This is a genomic window from Pseudomonas sp. 9_2_1, assembly GCF_059295275.1.
The window spans coordinates 147,143-168,146 of sequence record NZ_CM181239.1 but is presented as its reverse complement, the minus strand read 5'-3'; the positions used below and the strand labels follow the sequence as shown (position 1 = coordinate 168,146).

1 protein-coding gene (only partly in view) is annotated in these 21,004 nt (G+C 60.1%); it reads right to left on the bottom strand.

The features are described from left to right. A protein-coding gene (locus AC5O5I_RS00675) for an immunoglobulin-like domain-containing protein (RefSeq protein WP_494511910.1) crosses the window boundary here: on the bottom strand, positions 1 to 21,004 show its 5' portion. 9,785 nt of this gene lie to the left of the window's left edge; the window shows 21,004 of its 30,789 coding nt (coding positions 1-21,004); the start codon lies at positions 21,002 to 21,004; its stop codon lies off the left edge, out of view.

Sequence of the window (21,004 nt, the reverse complement as noted above, 5' to 3'; positions counted from 1 at the left end):
CCTTGAACACATCCTCGCCCTGCGCTGGTGCAGCGTAGGACTTGGTGGTCTCGCCGGCCGCGAAGGTCAGGGTGGCACCGGTGCTCAGGGTGACGGTGAACGGCTTGTCCAGCGCCTTGTTCAGGCTGATGGTGAAGGTCGGTTCAGTAGCTTCGTTGACCGACAGCTGGTCGGCCACGATGGTGACCTTGACCAGGTCGCCTTCATTTTCGCCGCCTGGGTTCGGGTTGCCTGGGGTACCAGGCTCGTCAGTGACAGTTGTGCTGACTTTGGTAGCGCCCAGTTCCAGCTGCTCGAACTGATCGGCGCCCTTGCCCGAGACGTCGGTCAGACCCTGAGTGATGGTCACCGGATCGTTGACATAGACGTTGTCTGGTGCGCTGACAGTAACCGAACCAGTAGCTTCGCCGGCTTTGATGGTTACAGTGGTGCCATCGGTCAGGGTGAAGGTCAGGCCTTTGTGATTGGTGACTGGCAGGGTCGGGTCTGCGCTGACCAGAGTCACGGTATAGGTGATCTTGCCGCCTTCGGTCACGGTGGTGTTATCCACCGTGAGTTCGGCAGTGACCGGGCTCTGCGTGTCAGTGACGGCCACGGTCGCGGCTTTGCCGATCTCCAGATTTTCCAGTTGCTCGCCGACCACTTCAGCTTTAGTGATGCTGACGGTGATCTTGCCTTCGTCCTTGAACACGTCCTCGCCCTGCGCTGGTGCAGCGTAGGACTTGGTGGTCTCGCCGGCCGCGAAGGTCAGGGTCGCACCGGTGCTCAGGGTCACGGTGAACGGCTTGTCCAGCGCCTTGTTCAGGCTGATGGTGAAGGTCGGTTCAGTAGCTTCGTTGACCGAAACCTGATCGGCGACGATGGTGACCTTGACCAGATCGCCTTCGTTTTCACCACCTGGGTTGCCTGGGGTACCCGGCTCGTCAGTGACAGTGGTGCTGACTTTGGTGCTGCCCAGCTCCAGTTGCTCGAACTGGTCGGCGCCTTTGCCCGAGACGTCGGTCAGACCTTGGGTGATGGTCACCGGATCATTGACGTAGACGTTGTCTGGCGCGCTTACAGTAACCGAACCAGTAGCTTCGCCGGCTTTGATGGTCACGGTGGTGCCATCGGTCAGGGTGAAGGTCAGGCCCTTGTGATTGGTGACTGGCAGGGTCGGGTCTGCGCTGACCAGGGTCACGGTATAGGTGATCTTGCCGCCTTCGGTGACCGTGGTGTTATCCACCGTGAGTTCGGCAGTGACCGGGCTCTGGGTATCGGTGACGGCCACGGTCGCCGCCTTGCCGATCTCCAGGTTTTCCAGTTGTTCGCCGACCACTTCAGCTTTAGTGATGCTGACGGTGATCTTGCCTTCGTCCTTGAACACGTCCTCGCCCTGCGCTGGAGCAGCGTAGGATTTGGTGGTCTCGCCTGCCGCGAAGGTCAGGGTCGCACCGGTGCTCAGGGTCACGGTGAACGGCTTGTCCAGCGCCTTGTTCAAGGTGATGGTGAAGGTCGGTTCGGTCGCTTCGTTGACCGAAACCTGATCGGCGGTGATGCTGACTTTGACCAGGTCGCCTTCGCCAGATGGCTCATCGGTGACTTCGGTGCTGACTTTGGTTGCGCCCAGTTCGAGCTGCTCGAACTGATCGGCGCCTTTGCCGGCGACGTCAGTGAGACCCTGGGTGATGGTCACCGGGTCGTTGACGTAGACGTTGTCCGGTGCGCTGACAGTAACCGAACCAGTAGCTTCACCGGCTTTGATGGTCACAGTGGTGCCATCAGTCAGGGTGAAGGTCAGGCCTTTGTGATTGGTGACTGGCAGGGTCGGGTCTGCGCTGACCAGGGTCACGGTGTAGGTGATCTTGCCGCCTTCGGTGACGGTGGTGTTATCCACCGTGAGTTCGGCAGTGACCGGGCTCTGGGTATCGGTGACGGCCACGGTCGCCGCCTTGCCGATCTCCAGGTTTTCCAGTTGTTCGCCGACCACTTCAGCCTTGGTGATGCTGACGGTGATCTTGCCTTCGTCCTTGAACACGTCCTCGCCCTGCGCTGGTGCAGCGTAGGACTTGGTGGTCTCGCCGGCCGCGAAGGTCAGGGTTGCACCTGTGCTCAGGGTGACGGTGAACGGCTTGTCCAACGCCTTGTTCAGGCTGATGGTAAAGGTCGGCTCGGTGGCCTCGTTGACGGATACCTGATCAGCCACGATGGTGACCTTGACCAGGTCGCCTTCGCCAGATGGCTCATCGGTGACTTGGGTGCTGACTTTGGTAGCGCCCAGTTCGAGCTGCTCGAACTGATCGGCGCCTTTGCCCGAGACGTCGGTCAGACCTTGGGTGATGGTCACCGGATCATTGACGTAGACGTTGTCTGGCGCGCTTACAGTAACCGAACCAGTAGCTTCGCCGGCTTTGATGGTTACAGTGGTGCCATCGGTCAGGGTGAAGGTCAGGCCCTTGTGATTGGTGACTGGCAGGGTCGGGTCTGCGCTGACCAGGGTCACGGTATAGGTGATCTTGCCGCCTTCGGTGACCGTGGTGTTATCCACCGTGAGTTCGGCAGTGACCGGGCTCTGGGTATCGGTGACGGCCACGGTCGCCGCCTTGCCGATCTCCAGGTTTTCCAGTTGTTCGCCGACCACTTCAGCTTTAGTGATGCTGACGGTGATCTTGCCTTCGTCCTTGAACACGTCCTCGCCCTGCGCTGGAGCAGCGTAGGATTTGGTGGTCTCGCCTGCCGCGAAGGTCAGGGTCGCACCGGTGCTCAGGGTCACGGTGAACGGCTTGTCCAGCGCCTTGTTCAAGGTGATGGTGAAGGTCGGTTCGGTCGCTTCGTTGACCGAAACCTGATCGGCGGTGATGCTGACTTTGACCAGGTCGCCTTCGCCAGATGGCTCATCGGTGACTTCGGTGCTGACTTTGGTTGCGCCCAGTTCGAGCTGCTCGAACTGATCGGCGCCTTTGCCGGCGACGTCAGTGAGACCCTGGGTGATGGTCACCGGGTCGTTGACGTAGACGTTGTCCGGTGCGCTGACAGTAACCGAACCAGTAGCTTCACCGGCTTTGATGGTCACAGTGGTGCCATCAGTCAGGGTGAAGGTCAGGCCTTTGTGATTGGTGACTGGCAGGGTCGGGTCTGCGCTGACCAGGGTCACGGTGTAGGTGATCTTGCCGCCTTCGGTGACGGTGGTGTTATCCACAGTCAGCTCGGCAGTGACCGGGCTCTGGGTATCGGTGACGGCCACGGTCGCCGCCTTGCCGATCTCCAGGTTTTCCAGTTGTTCGCCGACCACTTCAGCCTTGGTGATGCTGACGGTGATCTTGCCTTCGTCCTTGAACACGTCCTCGCCCTGCGCTGGTGCAGCGTAGGATTTGGTGGTCTCGCCGGCCGCGAAGGTCAGGGTCGCACCGGTGCTCAGGGTCACGGTGAACGGTTTGTCCAACGCCTTGTTCAGGCTGATGGTGAAGGTCGGCTCGGTGGCCTCGTTCACGGATACCTGATCGGCCACGATGGTGACCTTGACCAGGTCGCCTTCGTTGTTGCCGCCTGGGTTCGGGTTGCCTGGGGTACCAGGCTCGTCAGTGACAGTTGTGCTGACTTTGGTAGCGCCCAGTTCCAGCTGCTCGAACTGATCGGCGCCCTTGCCCGAGACGTCGGTCAGACCCTGAGTGATGGTCACCGGATCATTGACATAGACGTTGTCTGGTGCGCTGACAGTAACCGAACCAGTAGCTTCGCCAGCTTTGATGGTCACGGTGGTGCCATCGGTCAGGGTGAAGGTCAGGCCTTTGTGATTGGTGACTGGCAGGGTCGGGTCTGTGCTGACCAGAGTCACGGTATAGGTGATCTTGCCGCCTTCGGTGACGGTGGTGTTATCCACCGTGAGTTCGGCAGTGACCGGGCTCTGCGTGTCAGTGACGGCCACGGTCGCGGCTTTGCCGATCTCCAGATTTTCCAGTTGCTCGCCGACCACTTCAGCTTTAGTGATGCTGACGGTGATCTTGCCTTCGTCCTTGAACACGTCCTCGCCCTGCGCTGGTGCAGCGTAGGACTTGGTGGTCTCGCCGGCCGCGAAGGTCAGGGTTGCACCGGTGCTCAGGGTGACGGTGAACGGCTTGTCCAACGCCTTGTTCAGGCTGATGGTGAAGGTCGGTTCAGTAGCTTCGTTGACCGAAACCTGATCGGCGACGATGGTGACCTTGACCAGATCGCCTTCGTTTTCACCGCCTGGGTTGCCTGGGGTACCCGGCTCGTCAGTGACAGTGGTGCTGACTTTGGTGCTGCCCAGTTCCAGTTGCTCGAACTGGTCGGCGCCCTTGCCGGCCACGTCGGTCAGACCCTGGGTGATGGTGACCGGGTCGTTGACGTAGACGTTGTCTGGTGCGCTGACAGTAACCGAACCAGTAGCTTCACCGGCTTTGATGGTCACAGTGGTGCCATCAGTCAGGGTGAAGGTCAGGCCTTTGTGGTTGGTGACTGGCAGGGTTGGATCTGCGCTGACCAGGGTCACGGTGTAGGTGATCTTGCCGCCTTCGGTGACGGTGGTGTTATCCACCGTGAGTTCGGCAGTGACCGGGCTCTGCGTATCGGTGACGGCCACGGTCGCGGCCTTGCCGATCTGCAGGTTTTCCAGCTGCTCACCGACCACCTCAGCTTTAGTGATGCTGACGGTGATCTTGCCTTCGTCGTTGAACACATCCTCGCCCTGCGCTGGGGCAGCGTAGGATTTGGTGGTCTCGCCTGCCGCGAAGGTCAGGGTGGCACCGGTGCTCAGGGTCACGGTGAACGGCTTGTCCAGCGCCTTGTTCAGGCTGATGGTAAAGGTCGGCTCGGTGGCCTCGTTGACGGATACCTGATCAGCCACGATGGTGACCTTGACCAGGTCGCCTTCGCCAGATGGCTCATCGGTGACTTCGGTGCTGACTTTGGTAGCGCCCAGCTCCAGTTGTTCGAACTGATCGGCGCCTTTGCCGGCGACGTCAGTGAGACCCTGGGTGATGGTCACCGGGTCGTTGACGTAGACGTTGTCCGGCGCAGTTACGGTGGTGCTGCCGACCGATTCACCGGCCTTGATGGTCACGGTGGTGCCATCAGTCAGGGTGAAGGTCAGGCCTTTGTGATTGGTGACTGGCAGGGTCGGATCTGCGCTGACCAGGGTCACGGTGTAGGTGATCTTGCCGCCTTCGGTGACCGTGGTGTTATCCACCGTGAGTTCGGCAGTGACCGGGCTCTGGGTATCGGTGACGGCCACGGTCGCCGCCTTGCCGATCTCCAGGTTTTCCAGTTGTTCGCCGACCACCTCAGCCTTGCTGATGCTGACGGTGATCTTGCCCTCGTCCTTGAACACATCCTCGCCCTGCGCTGGTGCAGCGTAGGATTTGGTGGTCTCGCCTGCCGCGAAGGTCAGGGTGGCACCGGTGCTCAGGGTGACGGTGAACGGCTTCTCCAGCGCCTTGTTCAGGCTGATGGTGAAGGTCGGTTCAGTAGCTTCGTCGACCGAAACCTGATCGGCGGTGATGCTGACTTTGACCAGGTCGCCTTCGCCAGATGGCTCATCGGTGACTTGGGTGCTGACTTTGGTAGCGCCCAGCTCCAGTTGTTCGAACTGATCGGCGCCTTTGCCGGCGACGTCAGTGAGACCCTGGGTGATGGTCACCGGGTCGTTGACGTAGACGTTGTCCGGCGCAGTTACGGTGGTGCTGCCGACCGATTCACCGGCCTTAATGGTCACGGTGGTGCCATCACTCAGGGTGAAGGTCAGGCCTTTGTGATTGGTGACTGGCAGGGTCGGATCTGCGCTGACCAGGGTCACGGTGTAGGTGATCTTGCCGCCTTCGGTGACCGTGGTGTTATCCACCGTGAGTTCGGCAGTGACCGGGCTCTGGGTATCGGTGACGGCCACGGTCGCCGCCTTGCCGATCTCCAGGTTTTCCAGTTGTTCGCCGACCACTTCAGCTTTAGTGATGCTGACGGTGATCTTGCCTTCGTCCTTGAACACGTCCTCGCCCTGCGCTGGAGCAGCGTAGGATTTGGTGGTCTCGCCTGCCGCGAAGGTCAGGGTCGCACCGGTGCTCAGGGTCACGGTGAACGGCTTGTCCAGCGCCTTGTTCAAGGTGATGGTGAAGGTCGGTTCGGTCGCTTCGTTGACCGAAACCTGATCGGCGGTGATGCTGACTTTGACCAGGTCGCCTTCGCCAGATGGCTCATCGGTGACTTCGGTGCTGACTTTGGTTGCGCCCAGTTCGAGCTGCTCGAACTGATCGGCGCCTTTGCCGGCGACGTCAGTGAGACCCTGGGTGATGGTCACCGGGTCGTTGACGTAGACGTTGTCTGGTGCGCTGACAGTAACCGAACCAGTAGCTTCACCGGCTTTGATGGTCACAGTGGTGCCATCAGTCAGGGTGAAGGTCAGGCCTTTGTGATTGGTGACTGGCAGGGTCGGGTCTGCGCTGACCAGGGTCACGGTGTAGGTGATCTTGCCGCCTTCGGTGACGGTGGTGTTATCCACAGTCAGCTCGGCAGTGACCGGGCTCTGGGTATCGGTGACGGCCACGGTCGCCGCCTTGCCGATCTGCAGGTTTTCCAGCTGCTCACCGACCACCTCAGCTTTAGTGATGCTGACGGTGATCTTGCCTTCGTCCTTGAACACATCCTCGCCCTGCGCCGAAGCGGCGTAGGACTTGGTGGTCTCGCCGGCCGCGAAGGTCAGGGTCGCACCGGTGCTCAGGGTCACGGTGAACGGCTTGTCCAACGCCTTGTTCAGGCTGATGGTGAAGGTCGGCTCGGTGGCCTCGTTCACGGATATCTGATCGGCCACGATGGTGACCTTGACCAGGTCGCCTTCATTTTCGCCGCCTGGGTTACCTGGGGTACCCGGTTCGTCGGTTACTACGGTGCTGACTTTGGTGCTGCCCAGTTCCAGTTGCTCGAACTGGTCGGCGCCCTTGCCGGCCACGTTGGTCAGACCCTGGGTGATGGTCACCGGATCGTTGACGTAGACGTTGTCTGGTGCGCTGACAGTAACCGAACCAGTAGCTTCGCCGGCTTTGATGGTTACAGTGGTGCCATCGGTCAGGGTGAAGGTCAGGCCTTTGTGATTGGTGACTGGCAGGGTCGGGTCTGCGCTGACCAGAGTCACGGTATAGGTGATCTTGCCGCCTTCGGTCACGGTGGTGTTATCCACCGTGAGTTCGGCAGTGACCGGGCTCTGGGTATCGGTGACGGCCACGGTCGCCGCCTTGCCGATCTCCAGGTTTTCCAGTTGTTCGCCGACCACTTCAGCCTTGGTGATGCTGACGGTGATCTTGCCTTCGTCCTTGAACACGTCCTCGCCCTGCGCTGGTGCAGCGTAGGACTTGGTGGTCTCGCCGGCCGCGAAGGTCAGGGTTGCACCTGTGCTCAGGGTGACGGTGAACGGCTTGTCCAACGCCTTGTTCAGGCTGATGGTAAAGGTCGGCTCGGTGGCCTCGTTGACGGATACCTGATCAGCCACGATGGTGACCTTGACCAGGTCGCCTTCGCCAGATGGCTCATCGGTGACTTGGGTGCTGACTTTGGTAGCGCCCAGTTCGAGCTGCTCGAACTGGTCGGCGCCTTTGCCCGAGACGTCGGTCAGCCCCTGGGTGATGGTGACCGGGTCGTTGACATAGACGTTGTCTGGAGCAGCCACAGTCGTGCTGCCGACCGACTCACCGGCCTTGATGGTCACGGTGGTGCCATCGGTCAGTGTGAAGGTCAGGCCTTTGTGATTGGTGACTGGCAGGGTCGGGTCTGCGCTGACCAGGGTCACGGTGTAAGTGATCTTGCCGCCTTCGGTGACGGTGGTGTTATCCACAGTCAGCTCGGCAGTGACCGGGCTCTGGGTATCGGTGACGGCCACGGTCGCGGCCTTGCCGATCTGCAGGTTTTCCAGTTGCTCACCGACCACCTCAGCCTTGGTGATGCTGACGGTGATCTTGCCTTCGTCCTTGAACACGTCCTCGCCCTGCGCCGAAGCGGCGTAGGACTTGGTGGTCTCGCCTGCCGCGAAGGTCAGGGTGGCACCGGTGCTCAGGGTGACGGTGAACGGCTTGTCCAGCGCCTTGTTCAGGCTGATGGTAAAGGTCGGTTCGGTCGCTTCGTTGACCGAAACCTGATCGGCGGTGATGCTGACTTTGACCAGGTCGCCTTCGCCAAATGGCTCATCGGTGACTTCGGTGCTGACTTTGGTTGCGCCCAGTTCGAGCTGCTCGAACTGATCGGCGCCTTTGCCGGCGACGTCAGTGAGACCCTGGGTGATGGTCACCGGGTCGTTGACATAGACGTTGTCTGGAGCAGTCACAGTCGTGCTGCCGACCGATTCACCCGCCTTGATGGTCACGGTGGTGCCATCGGTCAGGGTAAAGGTCAGGCCTTTGTGGTTGGTGACTGGCAGGGTTGGATCTGCGCTGACCAGAGTCACGGTGTAGGTGATCTTGCCGCCTTCGGTGACGGTGGTGTTATCCACAGTGAGTTCGGCAGTGACCGGGCTCTGGGTATCGGTGACGGCCACGGTCGCGGCCTTGCCGATCTGCAGGTTTTCCAGCTGCTCACCGACCACCTCAGCTTTAGTGATGCTGACGGTGATCTTGCCTTCGTCCTTGAACACATCCTCGCCCTGCGCTGGGGCAGCGTAGGATTTGGTGGTCTCGCCTGCCGCGAAGGTCAGGGTGGCACCGGTGCTCAGGGTCACGGTGAACGGCTTGTCCAGCGCCTTGTTCAAGGTGATGGTGAAGGTCGGTTCGGTCGCTTCGTTGACCGAAACCTGATCGGCGGTGATGCTGACTTTGACCAGGTCGCCTTCGCCAGATGGCTCATCGGTGACTTGGGTGCTGACTTTGGTAGCGCCCAGTTCGAGCTGCTCGAACTGATCGGCGCCTTTGCCCGCGACGTCGGTCAGACCCTGGGTGATGGTCACCGGGTCGTTGACATAGACGTTGTCTGGTGCGCTGACAGTAACCGAACCAGTAGCTTCGCCGGCTTTGATGGTTACAGTGGTGCCATCGGTCAGGGTGAAGGTCAGGCCTTTGTGATTGGTAACCGGCAGGGTTGGATCTGCGCTGACCAGGGTCACGGTGTAAGTGATCTTGCCGCCTTCGGTGACGGTGGTGTTATCCACCGTGAGCTCGGCAGTGACCGGGCTCTGCGTGTCGGTGACGGCCACGGTCGCGGCCTTGCCGATCTGCAGGTTTTCCAGTTGTTCGCCGACCACCTCAGCCTTGCTGATGCTGACGGTGATCTTGCCCTCGTCCTTGAACACATCCTCGCCCTGCGCCGAAGCGGCGTAGGACTTGGTGGTCTCGCCGGCCGCGAAGGTCAGGGTTGCACCGGTGCTCAGGGTGACGGTGAACGGCTTGTCCAACGCCTTGTTCAGGCTGATGGTGAAGGTCGGCTCGGTGGCCTCGTTCACGGATACCTGATCGGCCACGATGGTGACCTTGACCAGGTCGCCTTCATTTTCGCCGCCTGGGTTACCTGGGGTACCCGGTTCGTCGGTTACTACGGTGCTGACTTTGGTGCTGCCCAGCTCCAGCTGTTCGAACTGGTCGACGCCTTTGCCGGCGACGTCAGTAAGACCCTGGGTGATGGTCACCGGATCATTGACGTAGACGTTGTCTGGCGCGCTTACAGTAACCGAACCAGTAGCTTCACCGGCTTTTATGGTCACAGTGGTGCCATCAGTCAGGGTGAAGGTCAGGCCTTTGTGATTGGTGACTGGCAGGGTCGGATCTGCGCTGACCAGGGTCACGGTGTAGGTGATCTTGCCGCCTTCGGTGACGGTGGTGTTATCCACAGTCAGCTCGGCAGTGACCGGGCTCTGCGTATCGGTGACGGCCACGGTCGCCGCCTTGCCGATCTGCAGGTTTTCCAGCTGCTCACCGACCACCTCAGCTTTAGTGATGCTGACGGTGATCTTGCCTTCGTCCTTGAACACGTCCTCGCCCTGCGCTGGTGCAGCGTAGGACTTGGTGGTCTCGCCGGCCGCGAAGGTCAGGGTTGCACCGGTGCTCAGGGTGACGGTGAACGGCTTGTCCAACGCCTTGTTCAGGCTGATGGTGAAGGTCGGCTCGGTGGCCTCGTTCACGGATACCTGATCGGCCACGATGGTGACCTTGACCAGGTCGCCTTCGTTGTTGCCGCCTGGGTTCGGGTTGCCTGGGGTACCAGGCTCGTCAGTGACAGTTGTGCTGACTTTGGTAGCGCCCAGTTCCAGCTGCTCGAACTGATCGGCGCCTTTGCCCGAGACGTCGGTCAGCCCCTGGGTGATGGTGACCGGGTCGTTGACATAGACGTTGTCTGGAGCAGTCACAGTCGTGCTGCCGACCGACTCACCGGCCTTGATGGTCACGGTGGTGCCATCGGTCAGTGTGAAGGTCAGGCCTTTGTGGTTGGTGACTGGCAGGGTTGGATCTGCGCTGACCAGGGTCACGGTGTAGGTGATCTTGCCGCCTTCGGTGACGGTGGTGTTATCCACCGTGAGTTCGGCAGTGACCGGGCTCTGGGTATCGGTGACGGCCACGGTCGCCGCCTTGCCGATCTCCAGGTTTTCCAGTTGTTCGCCGACCACTTCAGCTTTAGTGATGCTGACGGTGATCTTGCCTTCGTCCTTGAACACGTCCTCGCCCTGCGCCGAAGCGGCGTAGGACTTGGTGGTCTCGCCTGCCGCGAAGGTCAGGGTCGCACCCGTGCTCAAGGTGACGGTGAACGGCTTGTCCAGCGCCTTGTTCAGGCTGATGGTAAAGGTCGGCTCTGTCGCTTCGTTGACCGACACCTGGTCTGCAGTGATGGTGACCTTGACGATGTCGCCTTCGTTGCCTGGGGTACCTGGTTCGTCGGTAACGGTGGTGCTGACCTCGGTCTTGTCCAGGGTCAGGTTCTCGAACTTCCAGGCATCTGCGCCGCTGACTGCTTCGATGGCGTTGACCACCGGCTCGTTAGCGCCCACATACACGTTGTCTGGAGCAGTAACGGTGATCGAGCCAGTAGTGCTGTTGGCCGGTACAACAACCGTGGTGCCATCGGTCAGTTTGAAGAACAGCTCCGAATGGTTGTTGATCGGCAGACCGTCTTTGTTGGTCAGCGTCACGGTGTAAGTGATCTCACCGCCTTCGGTCACCGAGGCGGTAGCGGTCAACTTGGCGACAACTTCGTCGATGGTGTCGGTAACTTTTACCGAGGCAGGGTTGCCCAGCTCCAGGTTCTCGAACGCTGCACCGGTGGCATCGACAGCCGATTTGATGCCCAGGCTGATTTCGCCGGCATCCTGGTAAACGTCGTCACCCTGGGCTTCGTGAGCGTACTGCTCGCTCGAAGTCTGACCAGCCTTGATGGTCACAACCGCGTTGTTGCTCAGGGTCACGGTCAGGTCATGCGCCAGCACGGTGTTGATGTGCACGGTGAAGGTCGGTTTGACGTTCTCGGCAACCGACACCTGGTCTGCAGTGATGGTGACCTTGACGATGTCGCCTTCGTTGCCTGGGGTACCTGGTTCGTCGGTAACGGTGGTGCTGACCTCGGTCTTGTCCAGGGTCAGGTTCTCGAACTTCCAGGCATCTGCGCCGCTGACTGCTTCGATGGCGTTGACCACCGGCTCGTTAGCGCCCACATACACGTTGTCTGGAGCAGTAACGGTGATCGAGCCAGTAGTGCTGTTGGCCGGTACAACAACCGTGGTGCCATCGGTCAGTTTGAAGAACAGCTCCGAATGGTTGTTGATCGGCAGACCGTCTTTGTTGGTCAGCGTCACGGTGTAAGTGATCTCACCGCCTTCGGTCACCGAGGCGGTAGCGGTCAACTTGGCGACAACTTCGTCGATGGTGTCGGTAACTTTTACCGAGGCAGGGTTGCCCAGCTCCAGGTTCTCGAACGCTGCACCGGTGGCATCGACAGCCGATTTGATGCCCAGGCTGATTTCGCCGGCATCCTGGTAAACGTCGTCACCCTGGGCTTCGTGAGCGTACTGCTCGCTCGAAGTCTGACCAGCCTTGATGGTCACAACCGCGTTGTTGCTCAGGGTCACGGTCAGGTCATGCGCCAGCACGGTGTTGATGTGCACGGTGAAGGTCGGTTTGACGTTCTCGGCAACCGACACCTGGTCTGCAGTGATGGTGACCTTGACGATGTCGCCTTCGTTGCCTGGGGTACCTGGTTCGTCGGTAACGGTGGTGCTGACCTCGGTCTTGTCCAGGGTCAGGTTCTCGAACTTCCAGGCATCTGCGCCGCTGACTGCTTCGATGGCGTTGACCACCGGCTCGTTAGCGCCCACATACACGTTGTCTGGAGCAGTAACGGTGATCGAGCCAGTAGTGCTGTTGGCCGGTACAACAACCGTGGTGCCATCGGTCAGTTTGAAGAACAGCTCCGAATGGTTGTTGATCGGCAGACCGTCTTTGTTGGTCAGCGTCACGGTGTAAGTGATCTCACCGCCTTCGGTCACCGAGGCGGTAGCGGTCAACTTGGCGACAACTTCGTCGATGGTGTCGGTAACTTTTACCGAGGCAGGGTTGCCCAGCTCCAGGTTCTCGAACGCTGCACCGGTGGCATCGACAGCCGATTTGATGCCCAGGCTGATTTCGCCGGCATCCTGGTAAACGTCGTCACCCTGGGCTTCGTGAGCGTACTGCTCGCTCGAAGTCTGACCAGCCTTGATGGTCACAACCGCGTTGTTGCTCAGGGTCACGGTCAGGTCATGCGCCAGCACGGTGTTGATGTGCACGGTGAAGGTCGGTTTGACGTTCTCGGCAACCGACACCTGGTCTGCAGTGATGGTGACCTTGACGATGTCGCCTTCGTTGCCCGGGGTACCTGGCTCGTCGGTAACGGTGGTGCTGACCTCGGTCTTGTCCAGGGTCAGGTTCTCGAACTTCCACGCATCCGCGCCGCTGACCGCTTCGATGGCGTTGACCACGGGCTCGTTAGCGCCCACATACACGTTGTCTGGAGCAGTAACGGTGATCGAGCCAGTAGTGCTGTTGGCCGGTACAACAACCGTGGTGCCATCGGTCAGTTTGAAGAACAGCTCCGAATGGTTGTTGATCGGCAGACCGTCTTTGTTGGTCAGCGTCACGGTGTAAGTGATCTCACCGCCTTCGGTCACCGAGGCGGTAGCGGTCAACTTGGCGACAACTTCGTCGATGGTGTCGGTAACTTTTACCGAAGCAGGGTTGCCCAGCTCCAGGTTCTCGAACGCTGCACCGGTGGCATCGACAGCCGACTTGATGCCCAGGCTGATTTCGCCGGCATCCTGGTAAACGTCGTCACCCTGGGCTTCGTGAGCGTACGGCTCGCTCGAAGTCTGACCGGCCTTGATGGTCACAACCGCGTTGTTGCTGAGGGTCACGGTCAGGTCATGCGCCAGCACCGTGTTGATGTGCACGGTGAAGGTCGGTTTGACGTTTTCAGCGACAGACACCTGGTCTGCAGTGATGGTGACCTTGACGATGTCCCCTTCGTTGCCTGGGGTACCTGGTTCGTCGGTAACGGTGGTGCTGACCTCGGTCTTGTCCAGGGTCAGGTTCTCGAACTTCCACGCATCCGCGCCGCTGACCGCTTCGATGGCGTTGACCACGGGCTCGTTAGCGCCCACATACACGTTGTCTGGAGCAGTAACGGTGATCGAGCCAGTAGTGCTGTTGGCCGGCACAACAACCGTGGTGCCATCGGTCAGTTTGAAGAACAGTTCCGAATGGTTGTTGATCGGCAGACCATCTTTGTTGGTCAGCGTGATGGTGTAGGTGATCTCGCCGCCTTCGTTCACCGAAGGCGTGGCAGTCAGTTTGGCTACCACTTCGTTGATGGTGTCGGTAACTTTTACCGACGCATCACCGCCAAACTGCAGGTTCTCGAAAGCGGTGCCCTTGGCGTCTTCGGCGGTCTTGATACCCAGGCTGATTTCGCCGGCATCCTGATAGACGTCGTCACCCTGCGCATCGTGGGTGTACTGCACGCTGGTCTCGCCAGCCTTGATGATGACCTGGGCGTTGTTGCTCAGCGTCACAACCAGGTCGTTGGCCAATGCAGTGTTGATGTGCACGGTGAAGGTCGGCTTCACATTCTCGGCGACCGATACCTGGTCAGCCGTGATGGTGACCTTGACGATGTCCCCTTCGTTGCCTGGGGTACCTGGTTCGTCGGTAACGGTGGTGCTGACCTCGGTCTTGTCCAGGGTCAGGTTCTCGAACTTCCACGCATCCGCGCCGCTGACCGCTTCGATGGCGTTGACCACGGGCTCGTTAGCGCCCACATACACGTTGTCTGGAGCAGTAACGGTGATCGAGCCAGTAGTGCTGTTGGCCGGCACAACAACCGTGGTGCCATCGGTCAGTTTGAAGAACAGTTCCGAATGGTTGTTGATCGGCAGACCATCTTTGTTGGTCAGCGTGATGGTGTAGGTGATCTCGCCGCCTTCGTTCACCGAAGGCGTGGCAGTCAGTTTGGCTACCACTTCGTTGATGGTGTCGGTAACTTTTACCGACGCATCACCGCCAAACTGCAGGTTCTCGAAAGCGGTGCCCTTGGCGTCTTCGGCGGTCTTGATACCCAGGCTGATTTCGCCGGCATCCTGATAGACGTCGTCACCCTGCGCATCGTGGGTGTACTGCACGCTGGTCTCGCCAGCCTTGATGATGACCTGGGCGTTGTTGCTCAGCGTCACAACCAGGTCGTTGGCCAATGCAGTGTTGATGTGCACGGTGAAGGTCGGCTTCACATTCTCGGCGACCGATACCTGGTCAGCCGTGATGGTGACCTTGACGATGTCACCTTCGTTGCCTGAGGTACCTGGTTCGTCGGTAACGGTGGTGCTGACCTCGGTCTTGTCCAGGGTCAGGTTCTCGAACTTCCAGGCATCTGCGCCGCTGACTGCTTCGATGGCGTTGACCACCGGCTCGTTAGCGCCCACATACACGTTGTCTGGAGCAGTAACGGTGATCGAGCCAGTGGTGCTGTTGGCGGGAACAACAACAGTGGTGCCATCAGTCAGCTTGAAGAACAGCTCCGAGTGGTTGTTGATCGGCAGACCGTCTTTGTTGGTCAGCGTCACGGTGTAAGTGATCTCACCGCCTTCGGTCACCGAGGCGGTAGCGGTCAACTTGGCGACAACTTCGTCGATGGTGTCGGTAACTTTTACCGAAGCAGGGTTGCCCAGCTCCAGGTTCTCGAACGGTGTACCGGTGGCATCGACAGCCGACTTGATGCCCAGGCTGATTTCGCCGGCATCCTGGTAAACGTCGTCACCCTGGGCTTCGTGAGCGTATGGCTCGCTCGAAGTCTGACCAGCCTTGATGGTCACGACCGCGTTGTTGCTCAGGGTCACGGTCAGGTCATGCGCCAGCACGGTGTTGATGTGCACGGTGAAGGTCGGTTTGACGTTTTCAGCGACAGACACCTGGTCTGCAGTGATGGTGACCTTGACGATGTCGCCTTCGTTGCCCGGGGTACCTGGCTCGTCGGTAACGGTGGTGCTGACCTCGGTCTTGTCCAGGGTCAGGTTCTCGAACTTCCAGGCATCTGCGCCGCTGACTGCTTCGATGGCGTTGACCACGGGCTCGTTGGTGCCCACATAGACGTTGTCCGGTGCGACTGCAGTTGCAGAACCTGTGGTGCTGTTGGCCGGTACAACAACCGTGGTGCCATCGGTCAGTTTGAAGAACAGCTCCGAATGGTTGTTGATCGGCAGACCGTCTTTGTTGGTCAGCGTCACGGTGTAAGTGATCTCACCGCCTTCGGTCACCGAGGCGGTAGCGGTCAACTTGGCGACAACTTCGTCGATGGTGTCGGTAACTTTTACCGAGGCAGGGTTGCCCAGCTCCAGGTTCTCGAACGCTGCACCGGTGGCATCGACAGCCGATTTGATGCCCAGGCTGATTTCGCCGGCGTCCTGGTAAACGTCGTCACCCTGGGCTTCGTGAGCGTATGGCTCGCTCGAAGTCTGACCAGCCTTGATGGTCACGACCGCGTTGTTGCTCAGGGTCACGGTCAGGTCATGCGCCAGCACCGTGTTGATGTGCACGGTGAAGGTCGGTTTGACGTTCTCGGCAACCGACACCTGGTCTGCAGTGATGGTGACCTTGACGATGTCCCCTTCGTTGCCCGGGGTACCTGGCTCGTCGGTAACGGTGGTGCTGACCTCGGTCTTGTCCAGGGTCAGGTTCTCGAACTTCCAGGCATCTGCGCCGCTGACTGCTTCGATGGCGTTGACCACCGGCTCGTTGGTGCCCACATAGACGTTGTCCGGTGCGACTGCAGTTGCAGAACCTGTGGTGCTATTGGCCGGTACAACAACCGTGGTGCCATCGGTCAGCTTGAAGAACAGCTCCGAGTGGTTGTTGATCGGCAGACCGTCTTTGTTGGTCAGCGTGATGGTGTAGGTGATCTCGCCGCCTTCGGTCACCGAGGCGGTAGCGGTCAGCTTGGCCACCACCTCGTCGGTGGTATCAGTCACCTGAACCGAAGCGTCACCGCCCAGCTGCAGATTCTCGAAGGTACGGCCATCGACATCGGCAGCGGACTTGAGGCCCAGGCTGATTTCACCCGAGTCTTTGTAAACGTCGTCACCCTGAGCGTCGTGGGTATACGGGGCGCTGGTTTCGCCGGCCTTGATGGTGACCTGTGCGTTGTTGCTCAGGGTCACGACCAGATCGTGCTCCAGCGGTGCGTTGATATGCACGGTGAAGGTCGGTTTGACGTTCTCGGCGACCGACACCTGGTCAGCGCTGATGGTGACCTTGACCAGATCACCTTCATTGCCTGGCGTACCCGGCTCGTCGGTAACGGTGGTGCTGACCGGAGTCTTGTCCAGGGTCAGTTGTTCGAACTTCCACGCATCTGCCCCGCTGACGTCGGCAATCGCCTTCACGACCGGGTCGTTGCCGCCAGCGTACACGTTGTCTGCCGCAGTGACGGTGATCGAACCGGTGCTGCTGTTGGCCGGCACCACGACAACCGTCTTGCCGTCGCTCAGGGTGAAGTACAGCGCCGAATGGTTGTTGATCGGCAGGCCGTCCTTGCTGGTCAGCGTGACGGTGTAGGTGATCTCGCCGCCTTCGTTCACCGAAGGCGTGGCAGTCAGTTTGGCTACAACTTCGTTGATGGTGTCGGTAACTTTTACCGACGCATCACCGCCAAACTGCAGGTTCTCGAAAGCGGTGCCCTTGGCGTCTTCGGCGGTCTTGATACCCAGGCTGATTTCGCCGGCATCCTGGTAGACGTCGTCACCCTGCGCATCGTGGGTGTACTGCACGCTGGTCTCGCCAGCCTTGATGATGACCTGGGCGTTGTTGCTCAGCGTCACAACCAAGTCGTTGGCCAATGCAGTGTTGATGTGCACGGTGAAGGTCGGCTTCACATTCTCGGCGACCGATACCTGGTCAGCCGTGATGGTGACCTTGACGATGTCACCTTCGTTACCGCCACCCGGGTTTGGATTGCCTGGCGTGCCTGGCTCATCGGTAACCGTGGTGCTGACCGGGGTCTTGTCCAGGGTCAGTTGTTCGAACTTCCACGCATCTGCCCCGCTGACGTCGGCAATAGCCTTCACGACCGGGTCGTTGGCGCCAACATACACGTTGTCTGGTGCAGTGACTGTAATTGAGCCGGTGTTGCTGTTGGCGGGTACCACAACAACGGTCTTGCCATCGCTTAGCGTGAAGTACAGCGCCGAGTGGTTATCCACCGGCAGGCCGTCGTTGTTGGTCAGCGTGACGGTATAAGTGATCTCGCCACCTTCGGTTACCGAAGGTGTAGCAGTCAGTCTGGCGACGACTTCACTGATAGTGTCCGAGATTTCAACGGTAGCCGGGCCACCGATGACCAGGTGCTCGAAGGTGGCACCCTGGACAGTGGCGTCGGTGACGCTGAGGGTGAGAGAGCCAGCGTCCTTGATGACATCATCGCCTTGGGCGGAGGCCTTGTATTCGACTTCGGTTTTACCGGCTTCGATAGTCACCTTGTCGCCGTTGGACAGGGTAACAGTCAGTGGACGGTCCAGTGCCTGGCTTACTTTCACTGTGAAGGACGGCTGCTGGTCCTCGGTCACGTTGCCATTGCTGACGATGCTGACGGTGACGGTATCGACACTGTCATTGATGACAGTCGACGCCGGAGTCAGGTTGGGGGTCAGCTGCTCGAAGTTACCGCCGGTGGCGTTCTCGATGGTGACGCTGACGGTGGAACCGTTGTTGTAGACGTCATTAGCCGGGGTCTGGAAGTCGACACTGCCTTGGGTCTTGCCCGCTTCAACAGTGATGGTCTGGCCATTGGACAGGGTCACGGTCACCGGCGTCTGGGCAGGGTTGCTCAGGGTCACGGTGTAGGTGATCACGCCGCCTTCGGTCACACTCGGCGAAGCGGTCAGGGTCGCGGTGGTGTTATCGACCGAATCATTGATCGTGGTTTGAGCAGGCGTCGGGTTCGGGGTCAGCTGCTCGAAGTTACCGCCGGTGGCGTTCTCGATGGTGACGCTGACGGTGGAACCGTTGTTGTAGACGTCGTTAGCCGGGGTCTGGAAGTCGACACTGCCCTGGGTCTTGCCCGCTTCAACAGTGATGGTCTGGCCATTGGACAGGGTCACGGTCACCGGCGTCTGAGCAGGGTTGCTCAGGGTCACGGTGTAGGTGATCACGCCGCCTTCGGTCACCGACGGGCTCGCCGTCAGGGTCGCGGTAGTGGTGTCGACCGAATCATTGATCGTGGTTTGAGCAGGCGTCGGGTTCGGGGTCAGCTGCTCGAAGTTACCGCCGGTGGCGTTCTCGATGGTGACGCTGACGGTGGAACCGTTGTTGTAGACGTCATTAGCCGGGGTCTGGAAGTCGACACTGCCTTGGGTCTTGCCCGCTTCAACAGTGATGGTCTGGCCATTGGACAGGGTCACGGTCACCGGCGTCTGGGCAGGGTTGCTCAGGGTCACGGTGTAGGTGATCACGCCGCCTTCGGTCACACTCGGCGAAGCGGTCAGGGTCGCGGTGGTGTTATCGACCGAATCATTGATCGTGGTTTGAGCAGGCGTCGGGTTCGGGGTCAGCTGCTCGAAGTTACCGCCGGTGGCGTTCTCGATGGTGACGCTGACGGTGGAACCGTTGTTGTAGACGTCGTTAGCCGGGGTCTGGAAGTCGACACTGCCCTGGGTCTTGCCCGCTTCAACAGTGATGGTCTGGCCGTTGGACAGGGTCACGGTCACCGGCGTCTGGGCAGGGTTGCTCAGGGTCACGGTGTAGGTGATCACGCCGCCTTCGGTCACCGACGGGCTCGCCGTCAGGGTCGCGGTAGTGGTGTCGACCGAATCATTGATCGTGGTTTGAGCAGGGGTCGGGTTCGGGGTCAGCTGCTCGAAGTTACCGCCGGTGGCGTTCTCGATGGTGACGCTGACGGTGGAACCGTTGTTGTAGACGTCATTAGCCGGGGTCTGGAAGTCGACACTGCCTTGGGTCTTGCCCGCTTCAACAGTGATGGTCTGGCCGTTGGACAGGGTCACGGTCACCGGCGTCTGGGCAGGGTTGCTCAGGGTCACGGTGTAGGTGATCACGCCGCCTTCGGTCACGCTTGGCGAGGCGGTCAGGGTCGCGGTGGTGTTATCGACCGAATCATTGATCGTGGTTTGAGCAGGGGTCGGGTTCGGGGTCAGCTGCTCGAAGTTGCCGCCAGTGGCGCTATCGATGGTGACGCTGATGGTGGAACCGTTGTTGTAGACGTCGTTAGCCGGGGTCTGGAAATCAACGCTGCCCTGGGTCTTGCCCGCTTCAACAGTGATGGTCTGGCCATTGGACAGGGTCACGGTCACCGTCGTCTGAGCAGGGTTGCTCAGGGTCACGGTGTAGGTGATCACGCCGCCTTCGGTCACACTCGGCGAAGCGGTCAGGGTCGCAGTGGTGTTATCGACCGAATCATTGATCGTGGTTTGAGCAGGGGTCGGGTTCGGGGTCAGTTGCTCGAAGTTGCCGCCAGTGGCGCTATCGATGGTGACGCTGACGGTGGAACCGTTGTTGTAGACGTCGTTAGCCGGGGTCTGGAAGTCGACACTGCCTTGGGTCTTGCCCGCTTCAACAGTGATGGTCTGGCCGTTGGACAGGGTCACGGTCACCGGCGTCTGAGCAGGGTTGCTCAGGGTCACGGTATAGGTGATCACGCCGCCTTCGGTCACGCTTGGCGAGGCGGTCAGTGTCGCGGTGGTGCTGTCGATGGTATCGGTGACCTGGGTAACCGCAGGCGTTTGCGGCAGCGTTACAGTCAACCCACCGCCACCGGTGGCACCTGTCACGGTCGCCGAAATCTGGCCGCCATCGATATAGGGCGTATCGTTCGCCGGCACCACGACGTTGATGCTACCGCTGGTCTGCCCGGCCGGAATGACGATGACGGCACCGTTTGACAGCGTGATTACCAGGCTGGTGGTCGGTGCCTGGCCAACCGTGGCGGTATAGACGATTACGCCACCCGCTTCACTGATAGAAGGCGTGGCGCCAAGAATCAGGTCAGTAGCAACGTTGGTATCTGTGGTCGGCGTAGTCACCAGGTTGTTGCCATTGGTGTCCAGCAGGCCAACCTCTTCACTGTCCAATACCGCAGCGAAGCCCAGCCCGTCAGTCGGGAAGCCAACAGTCGGATCGACCCTGCCTGCGGTTTCTTCAAGCATCACGAAGCTGTGGCCGCCGCCCAGCGCGCCACCACCGCCTGCTGCCGACGGGCCGGCCGCAGTAGCTTCAAGCTCGGTAGTAGGGTCGACACCCGCAGCGATCGCCTGCTGCAGCTCTTCAACCGACGGCGCAGCCTGTGCGGTGGCCTGGCTCAGGTCGGTGCTGCTGTCGGGAGCATCGGCACTCCACTGGGTGTCACGGCCAAGGTCAAGCAGACGGCCATCAGCCAGTTCCAAAGTAACTGCGCCACCAGGGCCAGTGAGGACCTCCTCACCGGACAACAGACGGTCACCCTCGATGAGCACACGGCGGATGCCTTCTGGGGATACCGCAATAACCTGGCCGACAATACTTTTGACGATGGCTACAACGCTGCTCAT